This is a genomic window from Luteimonas cucumeris (genome assembly GCF_007830035.1).
Lineage (GTDB): Bacteria > Pseudomonadota > Gammaproteobacteria > Xanthomonadales > Xanthomonadaceae > Luteimonas_C > Luteimonas_C cucumeris.
Window position 1 is genome coordinate 618,246 of sequence record NZ_VLKN01000001.1, and the last position, 14,684, is coordinate 632,929.

The 14,684-nt window shown below is 66.3% G+C and carries 15 protein-coding genes; 8 read left to right on the top strand and 7 right to left on the bottom strand.

Translation table 11 applies throughout. From position 1 onward, the window contains the following. Positions 1–226 precede the first annotated feature (226 nt). Both IP90_RS02805 and IP90_RS02810 read left to right on the top strand, forming a co-directional pair. The gene (locus tag IP90_RS02805) at positions 227–601 is read left to right on the top strand and encodes a DUF1622 domain-containing protein (RefSeq protein WP_144898081.1); all 375 of its coding nucleotides are present in this window, start codon (positions 227–229) and stop codon (positions 599–601) included. Positions 602–766: 165 nt separating this feature from the next. Next, positions 767–1,405 (top strand): MarC family protein, encoded by a 639-nt coding sequence (locus IP90_RS02810; RefSeq protein ID WP_158635253.1) that lies wholly within the window; start codon positions 767–769, stop codon positions 1,403–1,405. 49 nt (positions 1,406–1,454) lie between these two features. Here IP90_RS02810 and IP90_RS02815 read toward each other — a convergent pair whose 3' ends face one another. The 4 genes from IP90_RS02815 to IP90_RS02830 all read right to left on the bottom strand — a co-directional run bounded on the left by IP90_RS02815 (position 1,455) and on the right by IP90_RS02830 (position 5,591). Further along, positions 1,455–2,420 carry a ribokinase gene (locus IP90_RS02815; RefSeq protein ID WP_144898175.1) on the bottom strand — a complete coding sequence of 322 codons (966 nt, stop codon included), beginning with the start codon at positions 2,418–2,420 and terminating at the stop codon, positions 1,455–1,457. Between the two features lie 13 nt (positions 2,421–2,433). Next, the gene (locus tag IP90_RS02820) at positions 2,434–3,732 is read right to left on the bottom strand and encodes a NupC/NupG family nucleoside CNT transporter (protein ID WP_144898083.1); all 1,299 of its coding nucleotides are present in this window, start codon (positions 3,730–3,732) and stop codon (positions 2,434–2,436) included. A 109-nt stretch (positions 3,733–3,841) separates the two neighbouring features. Further along, entirely contained in the window at positions 3,842–4,978 is a 1,137-nt protein-coding gene (locus IP90_RS02825) for a GGDEF domain-containing protein (RefSeq protein ID WP_144898084.1), read from the bottom strand. A 46-nt stretch (positions 4,979–5,024) separates the two neighbouring features. Continuing rightward, positions 5,025–5,591 carry a TMEM165/GDT1 family protein gene (locus IP90_RS02830; RefSeq protein WP_144898085.1) on the bottom strand — a complete coding sequence of 189 codons (567 nt, stop codon included), beginning with the start codon at positions 5,589–5,591 and terminating at the stop codon, positions 5,025–5,027. Between the two features lie 346 nt (positions 5,592–5,937). Between IP90_RS02830 and IP90_RS02835 the strand changes: the two genes are divergently transcribed. From IP90_RS02835 to IP90_RS02850, 4 genes are all read left to right on the top strand, one after another. Next, on the top strand, positions 5,938–6,906 hold the full coding sequence (locus tag IP90_RS02835; protein WP_144898086.1) for a potassium channel beta subunit family protein: 969 nt from the start codon (positions 5,938–5,940) through the stop codon (positions 6,904–6,906). Between the two features lie 72 nt (positions 6,907–6,978). Continuing rightward, on the top strand, positions 6,979–7,176 hold the full coding sequence (hemP, locus tag IP90_RS02840) for a hemin uptake protein HemP (RefSeq protein ID WP_144898087.1): 198 nt from the start codon (positions 6,979–6,981) through the stop codon (positions 7,174–7,176). Positions 7,177–7,282: 106 nt separating this feature from the next. Next, positions 7,283–9,526, top strand: coding sequence for a TonB-dependent hemoglobin/transferrin/lactoferrin family receptor (locus tag IP90_RS02845; RefSeq protein ID WP_144898088.1), 2,244 nt, complete (start codon positions 7,283–7,285; stop codon positions 9,524–9,526). Between the two features lie 143 nt (positions 9,527–9,669). Further along, positions 9,670–10,596 carry a DUF6607 family protein gene (locus IP90_RS02850; protein ID WP_425477056.1) on the top strand — a complete coding sequence of 309 codons (927 nt, stop codon included), beginning with the start codon at positions 9,670–9,672 and terminating at the stop codon, positions 10,594–10,596. A 123-nt stretch (positions 10,597–10,719) separates the two neighbouring features. Here IP90_RS02850 and IP90_RS02855 read toward each other — a convergent pair whose 3' ends face one another. The 3 genes from IP90_RS02855 to IP90_RS02865 are packed head-to-tail and all read right to left on the bottom strand — an operon-like array spanning position 10,720 to position 13,166. Continuing rightward, positions 10,720–11,976, bottom strand: coding sequence for a PDZ domain-containing protein (locus IP90_RS02855; RefSeq protein WP_158635254.1), 1,257 nt, complete (start codon positions 11,974–11,976; stop codon positions 10,720–10,722). Positions 11,977–12,001: 25 nt separating this feature from the next. Continuing rightward, entirely contained in the window at positions 12,002–12,577 is a 576-nt protein-coding gene (locus IP90_RS02860) for a hypothetical protein (protein ID WP_144898091.1), read from the bottom strand. Beyond that, complete coding sequence (locus IP90_RS02865; protein ID WP_144898092.1) at positions 12,570–13,166, bottom strand: RNA polymerase sigma factor; 597 nt, start codon at positions 13,164–13,166, stop codon at positions 12,570–12,572. The genes IP90_RS02860 and IP90_RS02865 overlap by 8 nt, the downstream gene beginning before the upstream one ends. Before the next feature lie 99 nt (positions 13,167–13,265). Here IP90_RS02865 and IP90_RS02870 point away from each other — a divergent pair, with 99 nt between their 5' ends. Together IP90_RS02870 and IP90_RS02875 are read left to right on the top strand one after the other, a co-directional pair. Further along, the gene (locus IP90_RS02870; RefSeq protein ID WP_144898093.1) at positions 13,266–14,228 is read left to right on the top strand and encodes an SPFH domain-containing protein; all 963 of its coding nucleotides are present in this window, start codon (positions 13,266–13,268) and stop codon (positions 14,226–14,228) included. A 3-nt stretch (positions 14,229–14,231) separates the two neighbouring features. Then, complete coding sequence (locus tag IP90_RS02875; RefSeq protein ID WP_144898094.1) at positions 14,232–14,666, top strand: NfeD family protein; 435 nt, start codon at positions 14,232–14,234, stop codon at positions 14,664–14,666. The last annotated feature ends 18 nt before the right edge of the window (positions 14,667–14,684 follow it).

Here is a 14,684-nt window from a genome sequence, read left to right on the forward strand (position 1 = left end):
CCCGTGGCCCGTGGGGAAATTGAGGCGGTCGATGTCGCAGCGATGAAACGGTTGCAATCGGATGCGGTCTTCTCGGGCATCGCCTCCCGTTCACACGTCTTTGACGGCAACTCTGGACGCTTGGGTCATCGCGTGTATATCTGGGGGCAGACATGCAAGCCGTACCGACGCCCCGGTCGCACGGGTTTGCGACGTCATTGCCGGGTCCGTTCGATCCGTTTCTGCAATGACGGGCCCTCTGCAGCTCGTCGAACTGGCCGCGCTCGGCATCGAATTGCTGGCAGTGACACTCATCGTGGCCAGCATCTCGGTGGCCACCGTCCATTACGTGGTCGAGTTGATGCGCCAGCGCGCGGACCCGCAGGGCAACTACGAACTGTACCGGCGCCGTGTCGGACGTGCCTTGCTGGTGGGGCTGGAAATCCTGGTCGCTGCCGACATCATCCGGACCGTAGCCCTGGACGGCACGCTGCAGAGCGTGGCCCTGTTGGGCTTGCTGGTGGTGATCCGTACCTTCCTCAGCTGGAGCCTGGTGCTGGAAGTGGAAGGGCGCGGGCCCTGGGTGCGCAAGGAATCCATCGAACGGCCCCCTGGAAGCTAGCGCGGTGGGCTTGATTGCAGTCCGCCCGACCGCCAGCCTGCCGGTATCCCGATATTTCCAGCAGGGTGCTGCAAGTGGATCTGGTTCGACGATGCATCGTTGCTGCACATCACCATCTGCACCATCCGCCCTGACTCCCTGAGAGGTGTCGAAATGATGACCGCAATGCTTTCCGTACCCGCGCTGCCGAGCAGTACGGCATTGACCCTGGCCGAGGTATTCCTGCTGCTGTTCGTCACGCTGGGACCACCACTCAAGGTGCCGGCCTTGTTCCTGCAGGCCACCTCACAAATCCCGGAGCCGGAGGCGCGCAAGTTGTCGCTGCAGGTCTTCCTGATCGCGTTGGTGACCACCCTGGCGGGCGGTTTCATCGGTCGCCTGCTGATGGACAACTGGCACATATCGCGGCCGGCCCTGCTGATGGCGGGTGGCCTGGTGTTCCTGTTCGTGTCGATGCAGTCGGTGCTCGGCCAGTACCACGCCCATCCACCGGCTCCTGCCGAAACGGACGGCAAGCCCAAGGCCTTTTCATTGGCCGTGCCGATGGTGGTGACGCCTTATGGCCTGGCGGCGGTGATCGTGCTGCTGGCCAACAGCTGGAGCCACCTGCGGACGATGGAAGTCTGCGCGCTGCTGCTGGCGGTGATGCTGCTCAACCTGGTGGCGATGTATTTCGCGCGTCCGATCATGCGGACGATCGGGCCGATCCCGCTGCAGATCCTCGGCGTCATCATCGGCATCATGACGGTCGCACTGTCGATACAGATCATTCTCGGGGCGCTCACGCAGATGGGAGTGCTGTGAGGGCAATAGCGTCCTGCGCGGCAGCTGGCGCGATTGGTTGCCGCTGGAATCAATCGTTGAAACGGTCGAGCACGTCCTGCAGGGCAGGCATCGACATCGCTGCGCCGCGCGATTCGGTGGACAACGCAGCATAACGCGAGGCGAAGCGGACGTGGGTGGAAAATTCGGCTTCGCGCCGGCCTGCCCGCGAAGCGGCCAACGCGCCGTTGAAGGCGTCGCCGGCACCCGTGGTGTCGATTGCATCGACCTGATTGGCAGCGACCCGGTAGTAGCCGTGGTCATCGCCGTGCAGCTGGCTCGACGCATGCGAGACGAAGCATCCGTTGGCGCCGAGCGTGACGATCATGCTTCCTGCCGGCAGCAGTCCACGGCAAAGGCCATGCAGTGTTTCAGGATCCAGTGTGGCGATCGCGTCGCCGTGGATTCGCTGACCGAGATGGCATGCAAGCAGCGCGGAGAATTCGGTTTCGTTCGGAGTGAGGATGTCGGTGGCCGCCAGCAGTTCCGCGTCCACCACCGCATCGGCCGGTGCCGGATTCAGCAGCGTGGTCGTCGCCGCATGGCGTGCGTGGCGCAGCGCGGCCAGTATGGTTTCCGCCGGGGATTCCAGTTGCGCCAGCAGGATATCGGCGGCGGCTATGGCGGCGCGCTGCCCGTCGACGAAGGATGCCGACAGATCGGCATTGGCACCGGCACCGATGACGATGCAGTTTCGGCCTTCCCGATCGACATGTATGCCGGCGGTGCCAGTGGGCCGAAGGCTGCGTTGTGCGCGAAGATCGATGCCGTCCGTGATAGCGGATTCGCGTGCCAGCTGGCCGCCTGCATCATCGCCCAGAGCGCAGATGAAGGTGCTCGCGGCGCCGGCGCGGCGTGCGGCCACCGCCTGGTTGAAGCCTTTGCCACCCAGGCTGGTGGTGTATTCGCCACTGAGCGTCTGGCCGGCATGTGGCAGCGACGCCGCGGTCCAGACATGGTCGACATTCAACGAGCCGACCACGACCACCTGGCCGATCCCCCGGCTCACGTCACGAGCCGATCCAGGTCAGCACGCCGGCGATGGTCGCGGTCATGAAGGTGGCGATCGATCCACCCAGCACCGCGCGCAGGCCGAACTTGGCAAGGTCATGGCGCCGTTCCGGCGCGAGCCCGCCGATGCCGCCGATCTGGATCGCGATCGAACTGAAATTGGCGAAGCCGCACAGCGCGTAGGTGGCGATCAGCTTGCCCTGTTCGGTCAGCACCACGCCGTCGACATTGCCCTGGATGATCTGCGACAGCTGCTGGTAGGCGATGAATTCGTTGAGCACGATCTTCTGCCCGATCAGGCCGCCGACCGTCACGGCATCCTCCAGCGGCGTGCCGATCACCCAGGCGATCGGCGCCATCGCGTAGCCCAGCAGCAGCGACAGGTTGAACGGCTGGCCGATGCGATCGGTGAGGCCGGTCCACTGGCCGAAGGCTTCCAGCGGCCAGTTCAGCAACGCGATCAACGCGGTGAACGCCAGCAGCATCGCGCCGACATTGAGCGCCAGCTTCAGGCCGTCCGCGGCGCCGGCGGCAGCGCCATCGATCACGTTGGCGGTGGTGCGCTCCACTTCCATCTTCACGGTGCCGCGGGTCAGCGGCTCCTGCGTTTCCGGTACCAGCACCTTGGCGATCACCAGCGTCGCCGGCGCGGCCATGATCGACGCGGTCAGCAGGTGCTTGGCGTAGAACGCCTGCTGCGCCGGATCGCCGCCACCGAGCATCTGCACATAGGCCGCCAGTACGCCGCCGGCGATGTGCGCCATGCCGCCGATCATGATGGTCAGCAGTTCCGACTGCGTCATCCGCGAGATGTAGGGGCGGATGGTCAGCGGTGCTTCGGTCTGGCCGATGAAGATGCTGGCGCAGACGCTGGTGGTCTCGGCGCCGGACACGCGCATGACCTTGGTGATCGCCCAGGCCATGCCGCGCACGATCCACTGCATCACGCCGAGGTGGTACAGCACGCCCATCAGCGAGGCGAAGAAGATGATCGTCGGCAACACCTGGAACGCGAACACGAAGCCGAACTGGCTGGGATCGGCCAGGCCGCCGAAGATCAGCGATGAGCCGACGTTGGTGAAGCCGAGGATCGCGACGAAGCCTTTCGACAAGCCGTCGAAGATGCGTTCGCCCCAGCTGGTCAGCAGCACGAATGCGGCGAACACGATCTGCAGGGCGACGCCGGTCAGCACCAGCCGCCAGTCGACCTGTTTCCGGTGGCTGGAAAACAGCCAGGCGATGCCGACCAGCACCGCGAGTCCGAACAGGCCGAAACCGACCCGCGCCAATCCTTCCATTCAGTATTCCCCGGCCTGCGTTCGCGTGCGCGCAGCCTAGAGTACGCTGCCGCATGGGGCAACCGCCGCATGCGCGACCGGCCTGTGCCGGTGCGGGGGCGCGAGGCGCTCACTCGTCGCGCGCGACCACCCGATTGCGGCCTTCGCGCTTGGCCTGCTGCAGGCGCAGGTCGGCGCGCTTGAGCAGCATCGAGGTATCGCCGCCATCGTTGGGGAAGCCAGCCAGCCCGGCGCTGAAAGTGATCCGCTGCGGTTCGGCGCCGCGCTCGGCGATGAAATGCGATTCGGCGACCGCGCGGCGCAGGTTGTCGACGCGCTCCCAGGCGCTGCCGATCGGCTTGCGCAGCACCAGCACGAATTCCTCGCCGCCCAGGCGGATCAGCCATTCGTCCGTTCCGATCAGGCCGGACAGCACGGCCACGACATGGCGCAGCGCACGATCGCCAGCCAGGTGCCCGATCTCGTCGTTGATACGCTTGAAGTAGTCGATGTTGATCAGCGCCAGGGTCAGCGTGGCGCCGTCGTGGCGCGCGGCGTCGAACAGGCGCGGCATGCGGTGCAGCAGCCAGGTACGGTTCGGCAACTGGGTCAGGCCATCGGTGCCGGACATCTCCACCAGCCGCTGCATGCGGTAGACCACGGTCGCGACGATGATCGTCATCAGCGCCAGCAGCATCACCCGCTGGATCTGGTTGGCCATCGTCACCGCGCCGTACTCCACCGACAGCAGGTGTTCCGGGCTCTGCGCCGCGGCCAGTACCGCCCACACCAGCGAGACGTACTGCACGATCGCCAGCACGCCCACGTACAGCACCAGCCGACCATCGTTGCGCAGCGCGGTCATGACGATGCCGATCGAATAGAAGCCCCACACCACCATGCTGTTGACGCCGGCTGGCAGTTCGCTCATCGACAGCAGCGCCAGCACCAGAGTGGTCATGGTGATGTCGTAGGTGCTGGTGACGTAGGGCAACCAGGGATAACGCTGGCGGCTTCGCGCCAGCAGCAGCCAGACCTGCGAGACGATGATCACGAATATCGACGCGGCCAGCCCGATCAGCGCTTCGTCGATCGGGCTGCCGACCAGCATGCCGACCAGCGGCATGACCAGGATCAGCATCGAAAGCACCGCGCGCAGGCGCGCCACCAGCAGTTCGCCGCCCGCCCCGACCTCGAGCATGATGGCGTCGGGACGCGCGAGCAGCGTCTTGACGAACTCGACGAGTTTCAAGCCAGCCTCGCGCATCCACACCCCCTGCGGCCGGGCGCCGCGAACGCAGGATAGCGCGAGCTCAGCTGCCCGGGTCGTGCCAGGCCACCCAGCCGGCCAGGGCCAGAAACACCAGCGCGGCCACGACCCGCGCCGCGCGCAGCGGCAGGCGATCGGCGAACCGGCTGCCGAGCACCACCACCGGGACGTTGGCGATCAGCATGCCCAGCGTGGTGCCGACGATCACCTGCCACAACGGTTCGTACTTCGTTGCCAGCAGCACGGTCGCCACCTGGGTCTTGTCGCCGATCTCGGCGACGAAGAACGCCACGCAGGTGGCGATGAACGCGCCGCGCGCCGGCAACTGGCCAGCGTCGTCGTCGAGCTGGTCCGGCTTCAGTGTCCACACCGCCACCATCACGAAGCTCGCCACCACCACCCAGCGCAACACCTGTGGCGACAGCCATTGCGATATCGCCACGCCGAACCACGCCGCCAGTGCGTGATTGAGCAGGGTGGCGGCCAGGATGCCGAGCACGATCGGCGCCGGTTTGCGGTAACGCGCCGCCAGCAGCAGCGCGAGCAGTTGCGTCTTGTCGCCGATCTCGGCGAGAGCGACCGTTCCGGTCGAGACCAGCAGGGATTGCATCGATGCTCCGGGCCGGGCGATCGCGAAACGCGAAGGCCGACGCCACGCGGCCCGGCCTGGGTGCGCGTTGCGCCTGCCTTCGGTCTTGCCCGCTTCAGCGGCGCGAAGCGCCGGCATCACATCGCGCGCCATGGCCGGCCGGCCAAGTGTGTTGACGCGCGTCCCCGCATGAAAACGGCGGGTGGGCTACTCCCCGGAGGAGGAAAGTGCGCGCATTCTAGCGGAACACCGTGGACGCGTGCGGAAATGAGAGACGTTTCGTGCCATCACGCGTTGTCGGGCGGCGCTGGATCCGCTCGACGATGCGGAAGCAGTAGCATTCGTTCAGCATCTACGGGAGTACGCCATGCAATACCGTCGCCTCGGTTCGTCCGGCCTGCAGCTTTCGGCATTGTCGTTCGGCGCCTGGCTGACCTTCGGCGCCCAGGTCGGACGCAGCACGGCGCGCGAACTGATCGCTGCGGCCTGGGATCACGGCATCAACTTCTTCGACAACGCCGAGGGTTATGCGAATGGCGAGGCCGAGAAGGTGATGGGCGATGTCATCGCCGACCTGCGACTGCCACGCGATGGCTATTGCGTGTCCAGCAAGGTGATGTTCGGATCGGCAGCCGATCCGCGGCCGACGCAGCAGGGCCTGTCGCGCAAGCATGTCACCGAGGCCTGCCATGCCGCGCTCAGGCGCCTGCGCGTGGACCATCTGGACCTGTATTTCTGCCATCGCCCGGACCCGGACACGCCGATCGAGGAAACGGTGTGGGCAATGGACGTGCTGATACGCCAGGGCAAGGCCTTGTACTGGGGCACGTCCGAATGGCCGGCCGCACAGATCCGTGAGGCGCACAGGATCGCGCGCGCGCATCACCTCCACGCGCCGACGATGGAACAGCCGCAATACAACCTGCTGCATCGGGAGCGCGTCGAACTCGAATACGCGCCGCTATATGCCGAACTGGGTCTTGGCGCCACGACCTGGTCGCCATTGGCGTCGGGCCTGCTGACCGGTCGCTACAACGACGGCATCGCCGAGGATGGGCGCTTCGGCGCGCTTGGTCCGCACCTGCGGCGCACGATCGTCGGCACCGAAAGCGAGCGTCGACTCGAACGCGCCCGCAGGTTTTCAGCGCTCGCCAAATCGCTGGGGGTCGCGCCGGCGCCGCTGGCGATCGCCTGGTGCCTGCGCAATCCACATGTGTCGTCGGTGATCCTCGGCGCCAGCCACGTCGGGCAGTTGTTGCAGAACCTGGAAGCGCTGGAACTGGCCGAGCGTTTCGACGAGGCGGTGTGGAGGCGGATCGAAGCGACAAGCAGCTGATCTGCAGTTGGGGCTTGACATACAAATGAGAATCATTAGCATTTGATCCTGACGCTGCCAGGGATCACGCTCATGCCCACGCTCAGTTCGCCGCCGTTCCGCGTCGTACAGACGCCGCAGGGAAGCATCGTTGCCACGCCGTTGCCCGCGGCCGGGGAAATCGACAGCGACTGCCTGCTGCAGGGGCAGCGCGAAATACTGATCCGCCACGGCAGCGAGTGCTACCGGTTGCGCCACACGCGCAACGACAAGCTGATCCTCACCAAATAACTCCGCCGCGTGTGCGTGCGCCGGCCGTCACTGGCCGGCGCACGCACGCCAGCCAGCCACCGGCACTTCCGGACGCCAGCTCGTCAACCCTTCATCGCGAGACACCATGCGTCCTTCATTGCTTTCCCTTGCCCTGGCACTGGCCTTGCCGGGTGCCGGTTCCGCCCAGACGACTTCCACCGGCCCCATGGCCGCGAACGAAAGTGATGGTGCTGCCATCGAGCTCGATCCGGTCGTGGTCACGGCCACGCGCACCGCGCGGGCGACATCCGACGTGCCGAACACCGTCGACGTGATCGATCGCCAGCGCATGGACGACACGATGGTGAACGACCTGCGCGACCTGCTGCGCTACGAGCCGGGCGTGTCGGTGACCGCCGGCGTCGGCCGCTTCGGCCTCGGTGACATCCGCATCCGTGGTCTGGGTGGCAATCGTGTGCGCATCCAGACCGATGGCATCGCAGTGTCGGATGCCTTCACGATCGGCAGTTTCTCCAATGCCAACCGCAACTTCGTCGACATGGACACGCTGAAGCGGGTCGAGATCGTGCGCGGCCCGACCAGTTCGCTGTACGGCTCCGATGCGCTGGGTGGCGTTGTCTCGTTTGTGACCAAGGATCCGTCCGATTACCTGGACGCGGGCAAGGATGCCTACTTCGGTTTCAAGCTTGGCGCCGAAAGCGACTGGAGCGGCCTGTCGGCCGGCGCCACCGGCGCCTTCGGCGGCGAGCGCTGGTCGGGACTGGTGACGGTCAACCATCGCCAGGGCCAGGAAATGCGCAACCAGGGCGACGACGATGCCCGCGATGCCAGCCGCACCCGGCCCAATCCGCAGGAAATCGATGGCCGCAGCGTACTGGGCAAGCTGGTGTATGCGCCCAGCGCCAACCAGCGCTTCAAGCTGACAGTGGAGGGCAACGAGGACAACACCGACACCGACGTGCTTTCTTCCCTCGGCTTCCAGTCGTTGACGCGCGCGACCAATCTCTCCGTTACCGGCAGCGACCAGCAGACACGCGCGCGCATCAGCCTGGGCCATGAGGTGGATGCGCTCTCTGCAGGTTTCGCCGACAGCTTCGACTGGCAGGTGTATCGCCAGGACAGCGAGACTACGCAGGACACCCGCGAAGTCCGCCGCACCGCGGCGCAGGTGAACGAGCAGCGCGACCGCAGCTTCAATTTCGACCAGCGCCAGTACGGCGTGCAGGCGAATTTCTTCAAGTCCCTGTCCGCCGGCAACGTACGCCACGACATCAGCTACGGGCTGGATGTGTCGCGCACGCAGACGCAACAGAAGCGCGACGGCATGGTCACCAATCTCGATACCGGACGTACCTCCAACGCGATGTTGCCGGACGTGTTCCCGGTGCGCGATTTCCCCAACAGCCGCACCACCAATGCCGCCTTGTACCTGCAGGACGAGATCAGCTTTTCCGAAGGCGGCTTCCGCCTGGTGCCGGGCGTGCGCATCGACCGCTACGAGCTGCAGCCGGAAGTGGATGCGATCTTCGCCGCCGACAATCCCGGCGTGGCCGTTGTCGAGGTGACCGATACCAATGTGTCGCCAAAGCTCGGCGCCGTCTGGCATTTCGCGCCGGAATGGTCGCTGTTCGGCGGCTACTCGCGCGGTTTCCGCGCGCCGCCCTACAACGACGTCAACATCGGTTTCACCAACCTGATGTTCGGCTACACCGCGATCGCCAATCCCGACCTCAAGCCCGAAACCAGCGACGGCTATGAAGCCGGCGTGCGCTTCACCGGCGATGCCACCTATGCCAGCCTGTCCGGTTATTACAATCGCTACCGCGACCTGATCGAGTCCTTCCAGTTCGTCGGCATCAATGACGAGGGGCTGCAGGTGTTCCAGTCGCGGAACGTCGCTGACGCCAACATCCGCGGCGCGGAACTGAAGGCCGGCGTCGACTTCGGTCGTCTCGATCCGCGATGGACGGCATGGTCGCTGCGCGGTGCCGCCACCTGGTCGCGTGGCCGCAACGAAACCGAAGACCTGCCGTTGCAGTCGGTCGATCCGCTGACCGCATCGCTTGGCCTGGCCTACGACCGTGACCGCTGGGGCGCTGAACTCGCCGGCCGCTTCGCGCAACGCAAGCGCGACATGGAGCAGCTCGGCCTGTATGCGACGCCCGGTTTTGGCGTGCTCGACCTGATGGCGCACTGGAATTTCGCACCGGGCGCGAGGATCAACGCCGGCGTCTTCAACCTCGGCGATCGCAAGTACTGGGAAAGCGGCGACCTGCCGAACGGGATCGCGGTGGGCGGCACCGCCGTGCTCGACCGCTACAGCAGTCCGGGGCGCAGCCTGTCCTTGAGCTTCACCGCGAGTTGGTAGCCCGTACGTGCAGCGATATGCTGCCCGTGCGGATGTCCTGCCAGCCCATCGACGCTCGGCTGTCCAGCGGGCAATACCTTGATCCATTTGACTTGAGAGAACGCGGCATGAAGATCCAACTCGCGAGCGGCGCACTGCTGACGATGCTGGTGCTGTCGTCACCGCTGGCCATGGCCGCCGACGGCCAGTCCAACCCGGAACGCGATCGCCAGTCCATCCTGGCGATGCAGGGCGAATACATCGTCGACTTCGCGTTCGACGAGACCGTGCTGCTGCAGCCTGGTTACGAGCGCGCTTCCGCGCAGCGCAGTGGCGGCAACGAGACGGTGATCGTGGTGCAGGACACGCCGACCAAGGTCGTGCTGCAGCACATCCTGGTCGATGGCAAGAGTGGCCACGTCACCAAGCACTGGCGCCAGGACTGGACCTACGAGGCGCCGAGCCGGTTCGAGTTCAGTGCCGACCAGACCTGGCAGGTGCGCGCGATTCCCGCCGGAACGACGCGCGGCGCCTGGACGCAGTGCGTGTACGAGGTCAGCGACGCGCCGCGTTACTGCGGCACCGGCCGCTGGACCCACGACAACGGCGTCGCCAACTGGACCAGCGACCTGAGCTGGCGTCCGCTGCCGCGGCGCGAGTACACCAAGCGTAGCGACTACAACGCGGTATCGGCGATCAACCGCCACACGCTGACGCCCGGTGGCTGGACCCACGAGCAGTTCAACACCAAGGTGCTGCGCAAGCCTGATGGCTCGCAGGTGGAACTGGCACGCGAGTTCGGTTTCAACGACTACCAGAAGACCGGCGATGTCGATTTCGAGCCGGCCTACGATTACTGGAAGGCCACCGGCGACTACTGGGCCAAGGTGCGCACCCGCTGGGATGCGTTCCTGTCGAAGCCGCCGGGCGTGCACCTGAAGACCAAGATCGACGGCATGGCGATGATCATCCCGCTGTTCGAGCAGGCCGAGTCGCTGCAGCAGGGCAAGCAGGTCGCGGACAAGCAGATCGACGAAGTGTTTGCCAAGTGGGTCGAGCCTGCGAAAGCCGATACCGTCGCCGCGCGCTGATCGCCTGTGCGTAGCCCGGGTAAGCGCAGCGCACCGGGCGCGGCCTGCGGCCATGCTCGGCTACACGAACAAGTAAAAAAAAGCCCGGACGTCGTCGTCCGGGCAGGGGGCTTCTTCCACGATTCAACGTGTGCCGGTTTTGACCGCTCCGGCGGCGTCCAGTTCCGCCTGATCGCGCCATGAGTACGTATGGGTGTGGCCATCCTTGTCGACGAGCATGTAGGTGACTGCGTCGGCGTTGCCTGCGAACGACGGCTTGGCGGGCGCTGGTGGTGGTGCGGGCGGTGCCGGTGGTGTCGGAGGCGCGCTTAGGGCGCCGGTCGGCGGCTTGGGCGGCGTCGGCGGTTTCGGTGCTCGCGGCGGTGCGGGCGGAGCCGGCGGCAGCGGCGGAAACGCCATCAGCCTGGGCACCTTGATCCGCGTGCTGCCCGGTTTTCTGTCGCGCAGGTAGGTCATCGCGACCGTCGCGTCTGCCGGCTTGTCGCGTAGCGCGTCCATGGCCTCGCGTGGATTGTTCACCGTCCTGCCGTCGATCTTCTGGATCACGTCGCCTGCCTGCAGGCCGTCCAGTTCGCCGGCGGAGAGCACCAGCACGCCCTTGTCGGTGCCGAAATAGCGGCCCAGTTGCGGATCGACCGAGGCCAGGTTCAGGCCGTTCCAGCGGAACGCCGACAGCAGCATCGGTGCCTTGCAGCGATCGCCCTTGCACGGGTCGATGCTGCCGAGGCGGACGATTTCCCGCTCGATTTCCGGCGCCAGGTCCACCGCCAGATCCTTCAGTCCGGCGAAATATTCCGTCTCGATGTCGCCGAGGTCAGACAAAGTGATGACTCGGCCGATTTCGGCGCCATCGAAGTCTGGCAGCATGACGACGCGGTCGCCGGCGCGCGGCGTCACGCTGACCACCGTGCCGCGTCCATCGCGTTCGTAGCCGAGTTTCGCGCTGCTGTTTTCCTCGAGCCCGCCGAGCAGCTTGCGCGCATTGCGCAGGCGCAGTTCGCCGGTGTCGCCGAGGATGCGTGCGCTGTTGACGCTGACCAGGCGGTCGCCGGATTTCAGGCCTGCCTTGGCCGCGGCGCTGTCGGGGGTGACACCAGCGATGCGCACGCCGGCCTGCGCGTCTGGTGCCAGCAGCACGCCGACAACGGGCCTGCGGTCAATGATCCTCTCGACCCGTGCCTGCTGCATGCGCTCCTTGCCCGCCTTCATGGACAGCTCGGCGACCCGCTTCGCGGCACGATTCAGCTCGGCCTGTGCTGCCGCGAGTTCCTTCTCCGCGGCGGCGTCGCGTTTGGCCGGTGTCTGCGCGGCGGCCGTGCCCGTCAGCAGCAGGCCGAGCGCGGCGGCGAGCAGGGTGGTTCTGGTGGTGAAAGCAGTCATGGATGCCTCGAGGAAAAGTGGTTGGTCAGTCGACGCGCGCCAGTGCACCGTCGTAACGCTCGCCATTGGCAGCCAGCCAGCGGCGCGTGCTTTCGAAACCGGTAAGCGAGCGCAAGGCGTCGACCCGGTTGCGCCACAGCCACAGCTGCCGTTCCGGCGACAGTCCGGGCTGCATCAGCGCGGTATCGATGGCGGCGATACGGGCGTCCATTTCCCCGACCATCGCCGCGGCGGTGGCGCTGGAAACGCGATCGTCGCGTGCGAACTGCAGCAGCGATTCAAGTCGCGCCGATTCGGCATGCAGTTGCGCCAGCGAGGTCGTTTCGGCTTGCGTGGTGGTCGCTGCAACGACAGGCGCGTCGGCCGCGTCCGTAGCCGGTGAACTGTCGGGAGTGTGCAGCCGCCAGGGCAGGGCGATGGCGAGCATCAGCGCGGCGGCGATCGCAAGCGGCGTCAGCCATTGACGCCTGCGGCGGTGCGGCTGCAGCCGCGCCGCCACCCGCGACCAGCCATCGTCCGGTGCGTTTTCGAGCGGCAATGCAGCGAACGCGTCGTGCCAGCTGGCGGGTGGACGGCCGTGTTGCGGAGAGAAGTCAGGCATGGATCCGGCCCTCGATGGTGGAAGACTCGATCTGCAGCAGGGCGCGCAGGCGACGTGTGCCGCGCGCCAGCTGCGATTTGGAGAAGCTCGGCGTGCGTTGCATCAGCTGGGCGATTTCTTCGTGCGTATAACCTTCGGCGTGGTACAGCCACAGCACGCTGCGGGTCGCGACCGGCAGCAGGGCCAGCGTGCGCTGCAGCAGCGCGGCATCGGCGGCGGCCGGTGGCAATGGCGCGTGGTCCTCGGCCAGTTCGCCGGCGGCATCTTCGGGAATCTCGTGGGCAAGCTTGCGTCCGCGGCGCAGCCGCATCAGCGCCTCGTTGACGGCGATCTGCCGCAGCCAGCCCCAGAACGGGCTGCTGCCGCGAAAATCGCCAATCCGGTCGATCACTTTCAACATCGTCTCCTGCAGCACTTCGGCGGCCTCGTCGCGGTCGCCGCCGATCCGCAGCGCCAGGGTGAACACCGGCCGCTCGAACCAGCGGTACAACTGCTCGAATGCGACCCGATCGCCGGCTCGGGCCCGCGCCAGCAAGGCGTCGGGCACATCGATCGCGAAGCTGGACGGGCGTATCGATTCGGGCGGCATTCCTCCTCCTAGATGCAGGGGCGCGGCAAACCGTCGCAGCGCTCCGGCCGGTCGCGGGCAAGCCCTATACTGGGATCGTCAACTAGGGAGGGGATCATCATGGGCGGATCATTGCTGCTTGCCATCGTCCTGCTGTTCGCAGGCGTGGTCGTCCTGTTCAAGACCGTGCGCGTCGTGCCGCAGGGTTATGAGTGGACCGTCGAGCGTTTCGGGAAATACACCCACACCATGACGCCGGGCCTGCATTTCCTGGTCCCGATCATGTATGGCGTCGGCCGCAAGATCAACATGATGGAACAAGTGCTGGAAGTGCCGTCGCAGGACGTGATCACCAAGGACAACGCCGTGGTCAAGGTCGACGGCATCGTGTTCTTCCAGGTGCTGGACGCGGCCAAGGCCGCCTATGAGGTCGCACAACTGGAAATCGCCACGCTCAACCTGGTGATGACCAACATCCGTACGTCGATCGGCTCGATGGACCTGGACGAGTCGCTGTCCAAGCGTGACGAGATCAACGCCAAGGTGCTGATGGCCGTCGACCAGGCCACGCATCCGTGGGGCATCAAGGTCAACCGCATCGAGCTCAAGGACATCGCGCCGCCGCGCGACCTGGTGGAGGCGATGGCGCGGCAGATGAAGGCCGAGCGCGAGAAGCGCGCCAACATCCTCGAGGCCGAGGGTTTCCGCCAGGCGGCGATCCTCAAGGCCGAGGGCGAGAAGCAGTCGACCATCCTCGAGGCCGAAGGCAACCGCGAGGCCGCGTTCCGCGACGCCGAGGCACGCGAGCGCCAGGCCGAGGCCGAGGCCAAGGCGACGCAGATGGTGTCCGAGGCCATCGCCGGCGGCAACGTGCAGGCGATCAACTACTTCGTCGCGCAGAAATACATCGAGGCGTTCAAGGCGCTGGCCGAGGCCCCGAACCAGAAGTTCGTGATGATGCCGATGGAGTCGGCCGGCGTGATCGGCTCGCTCGGCGGCATCGCCGAACTGGCGCGCGAAGCGCTGGACCGGCCACGCCTGCCGGCCGCGGCGCCTGTGCCGCCGCCGCGTGCGGGAGGCTGAGCCATGCGCTGGGACGTAGTCGCCTGGGCGGCGCTGGCCCTGCTGTTGTTCGCGGCCGAAACGGTGGCGCCGGGCGCGTTCATGTTGTGGCTGGGCTTCGCCGCGGTCGCGGTGTTCCTGGCCGTGCTGGTGGTGCCGGGCATTCCGCTGCTGGCGCAGGTCGCGGCATTCATCGTGCTCAGCTTCGTCGCGATCCAGGTCTACCGGACGAAGTTCCGCAAGCACGAACCGCGCAGCGATCAACCAGCACTCAATCGTCGTGCCGAACAGCTGGTCGGGCGCGTGGTGCCGCTGGAGCAGGGCATCGTGCAGGGCCGCGGCCGCGTGCAGATCGCCGACGCGTACTGGGACGTGACCGGGCCTGACCTGCCCACCGGTACGCCGGTGCGTGTGGTCGCTGCCGACGGCATGACCTTGAAGGTGCAGGAAGCGGGTTGAGCGCATAGCGGAGGAAGC

Coding starts and splice junctions, on each gene's coding strand:
- IP90_RS02805 (WP_144898081.1), top strand. CDS start 227: ATGACGGGCCCTCTGCAGCTCGTCGAACTGGCCGCGCTCGGCATCGAA.
- IP90_RS02810 (WP_158635253.1), top strand. CDS start 767: ATGCTTTCCGTACCCGCGCTGCCGAGCAGTACGGCATTGACCCTGGCC.
- IP90_RS02820 (WP_144898083.1), bottom strand. CDS start 3,732: ATGGAAGGATTGGCGCGGGTCGGTTTCGGCCTGTTCGGACTCGCGGTG.
- IP90_RS02825 (WP_144898084.1), bottom strand. CDS start 4,978: ATGCGCGAGGCTGGCTTGAAACTCGTCGAGTTCGTCAAGACGCTGCTC.
- IP90_RS02830 (WP_144898085.1), bottom strand. CDS start 5,591: ATGCAATCCCTGCTGGTCTCGACCGGAACGGTCGCTCTCGCCGAGATC.
- IP90_RS02835 (WP_144898086.1), top strand. CDS start 5,938: ATGCAATACCGTCGCCTCGGTTCGTCCGGCCTGCAGCTTTCGGCATTG.
- hemP (WP_144898087.1), top strand. CDS start 6,979: ATGCCCACGCTCAGTTCGCCGCCGTTCCGCGTCGTACAGACGCCGCAG.
- IP90_RS02845 (WP_144898088.1), top strand. CDS start 7,283: ATGCGTCCTTCATTGCTTTCCCTTGCCCTGGCACTGGCCTTGCCGGGT.
- IP90_RS02850 (WP_425477056.1), top strand. CDS start 9,670: ATGCTGGTGCTGTCGTCACCGCTGGCCATGGCCGCCGACGGCCAGTCC.
- IP90_RS02855 (WP_158635254.1), bottom strand. CDS start 11,976: ATGACTGCTTTCACCACCAGAACCACCCTGCTCGCCGCCGCGCTCGGC.
- IP90_RS02860 (WP_144898091.1), bottom strand. CDS start 12,577: ATGCCTGACTTCTCTCCGCAACACGGCCGTCCACCCGCCAGCTGGCAC.
- IP90_RS02865 (WP_144898092.1), bottom strand. CDS start 13,166: ATGCCGCCCGAATCGATACGCCCGTCCAGCTTCGCGATCGATGTGCCC.
- IP90_RS02870 (WP_144898093.1), top strand. CDS start 13,266: ATGGGCGGATCATTGCTGCTTGCCATCGTCCTGCTGTTCGCAGGCGTG.
- IP90_RS02875 (WP_144898094.1), top strand. CDS start 14,232: ATGCGCTGGGACGTAGTCGCCTGGGCGGCGCTGGCCCTGCTGTTGTTC.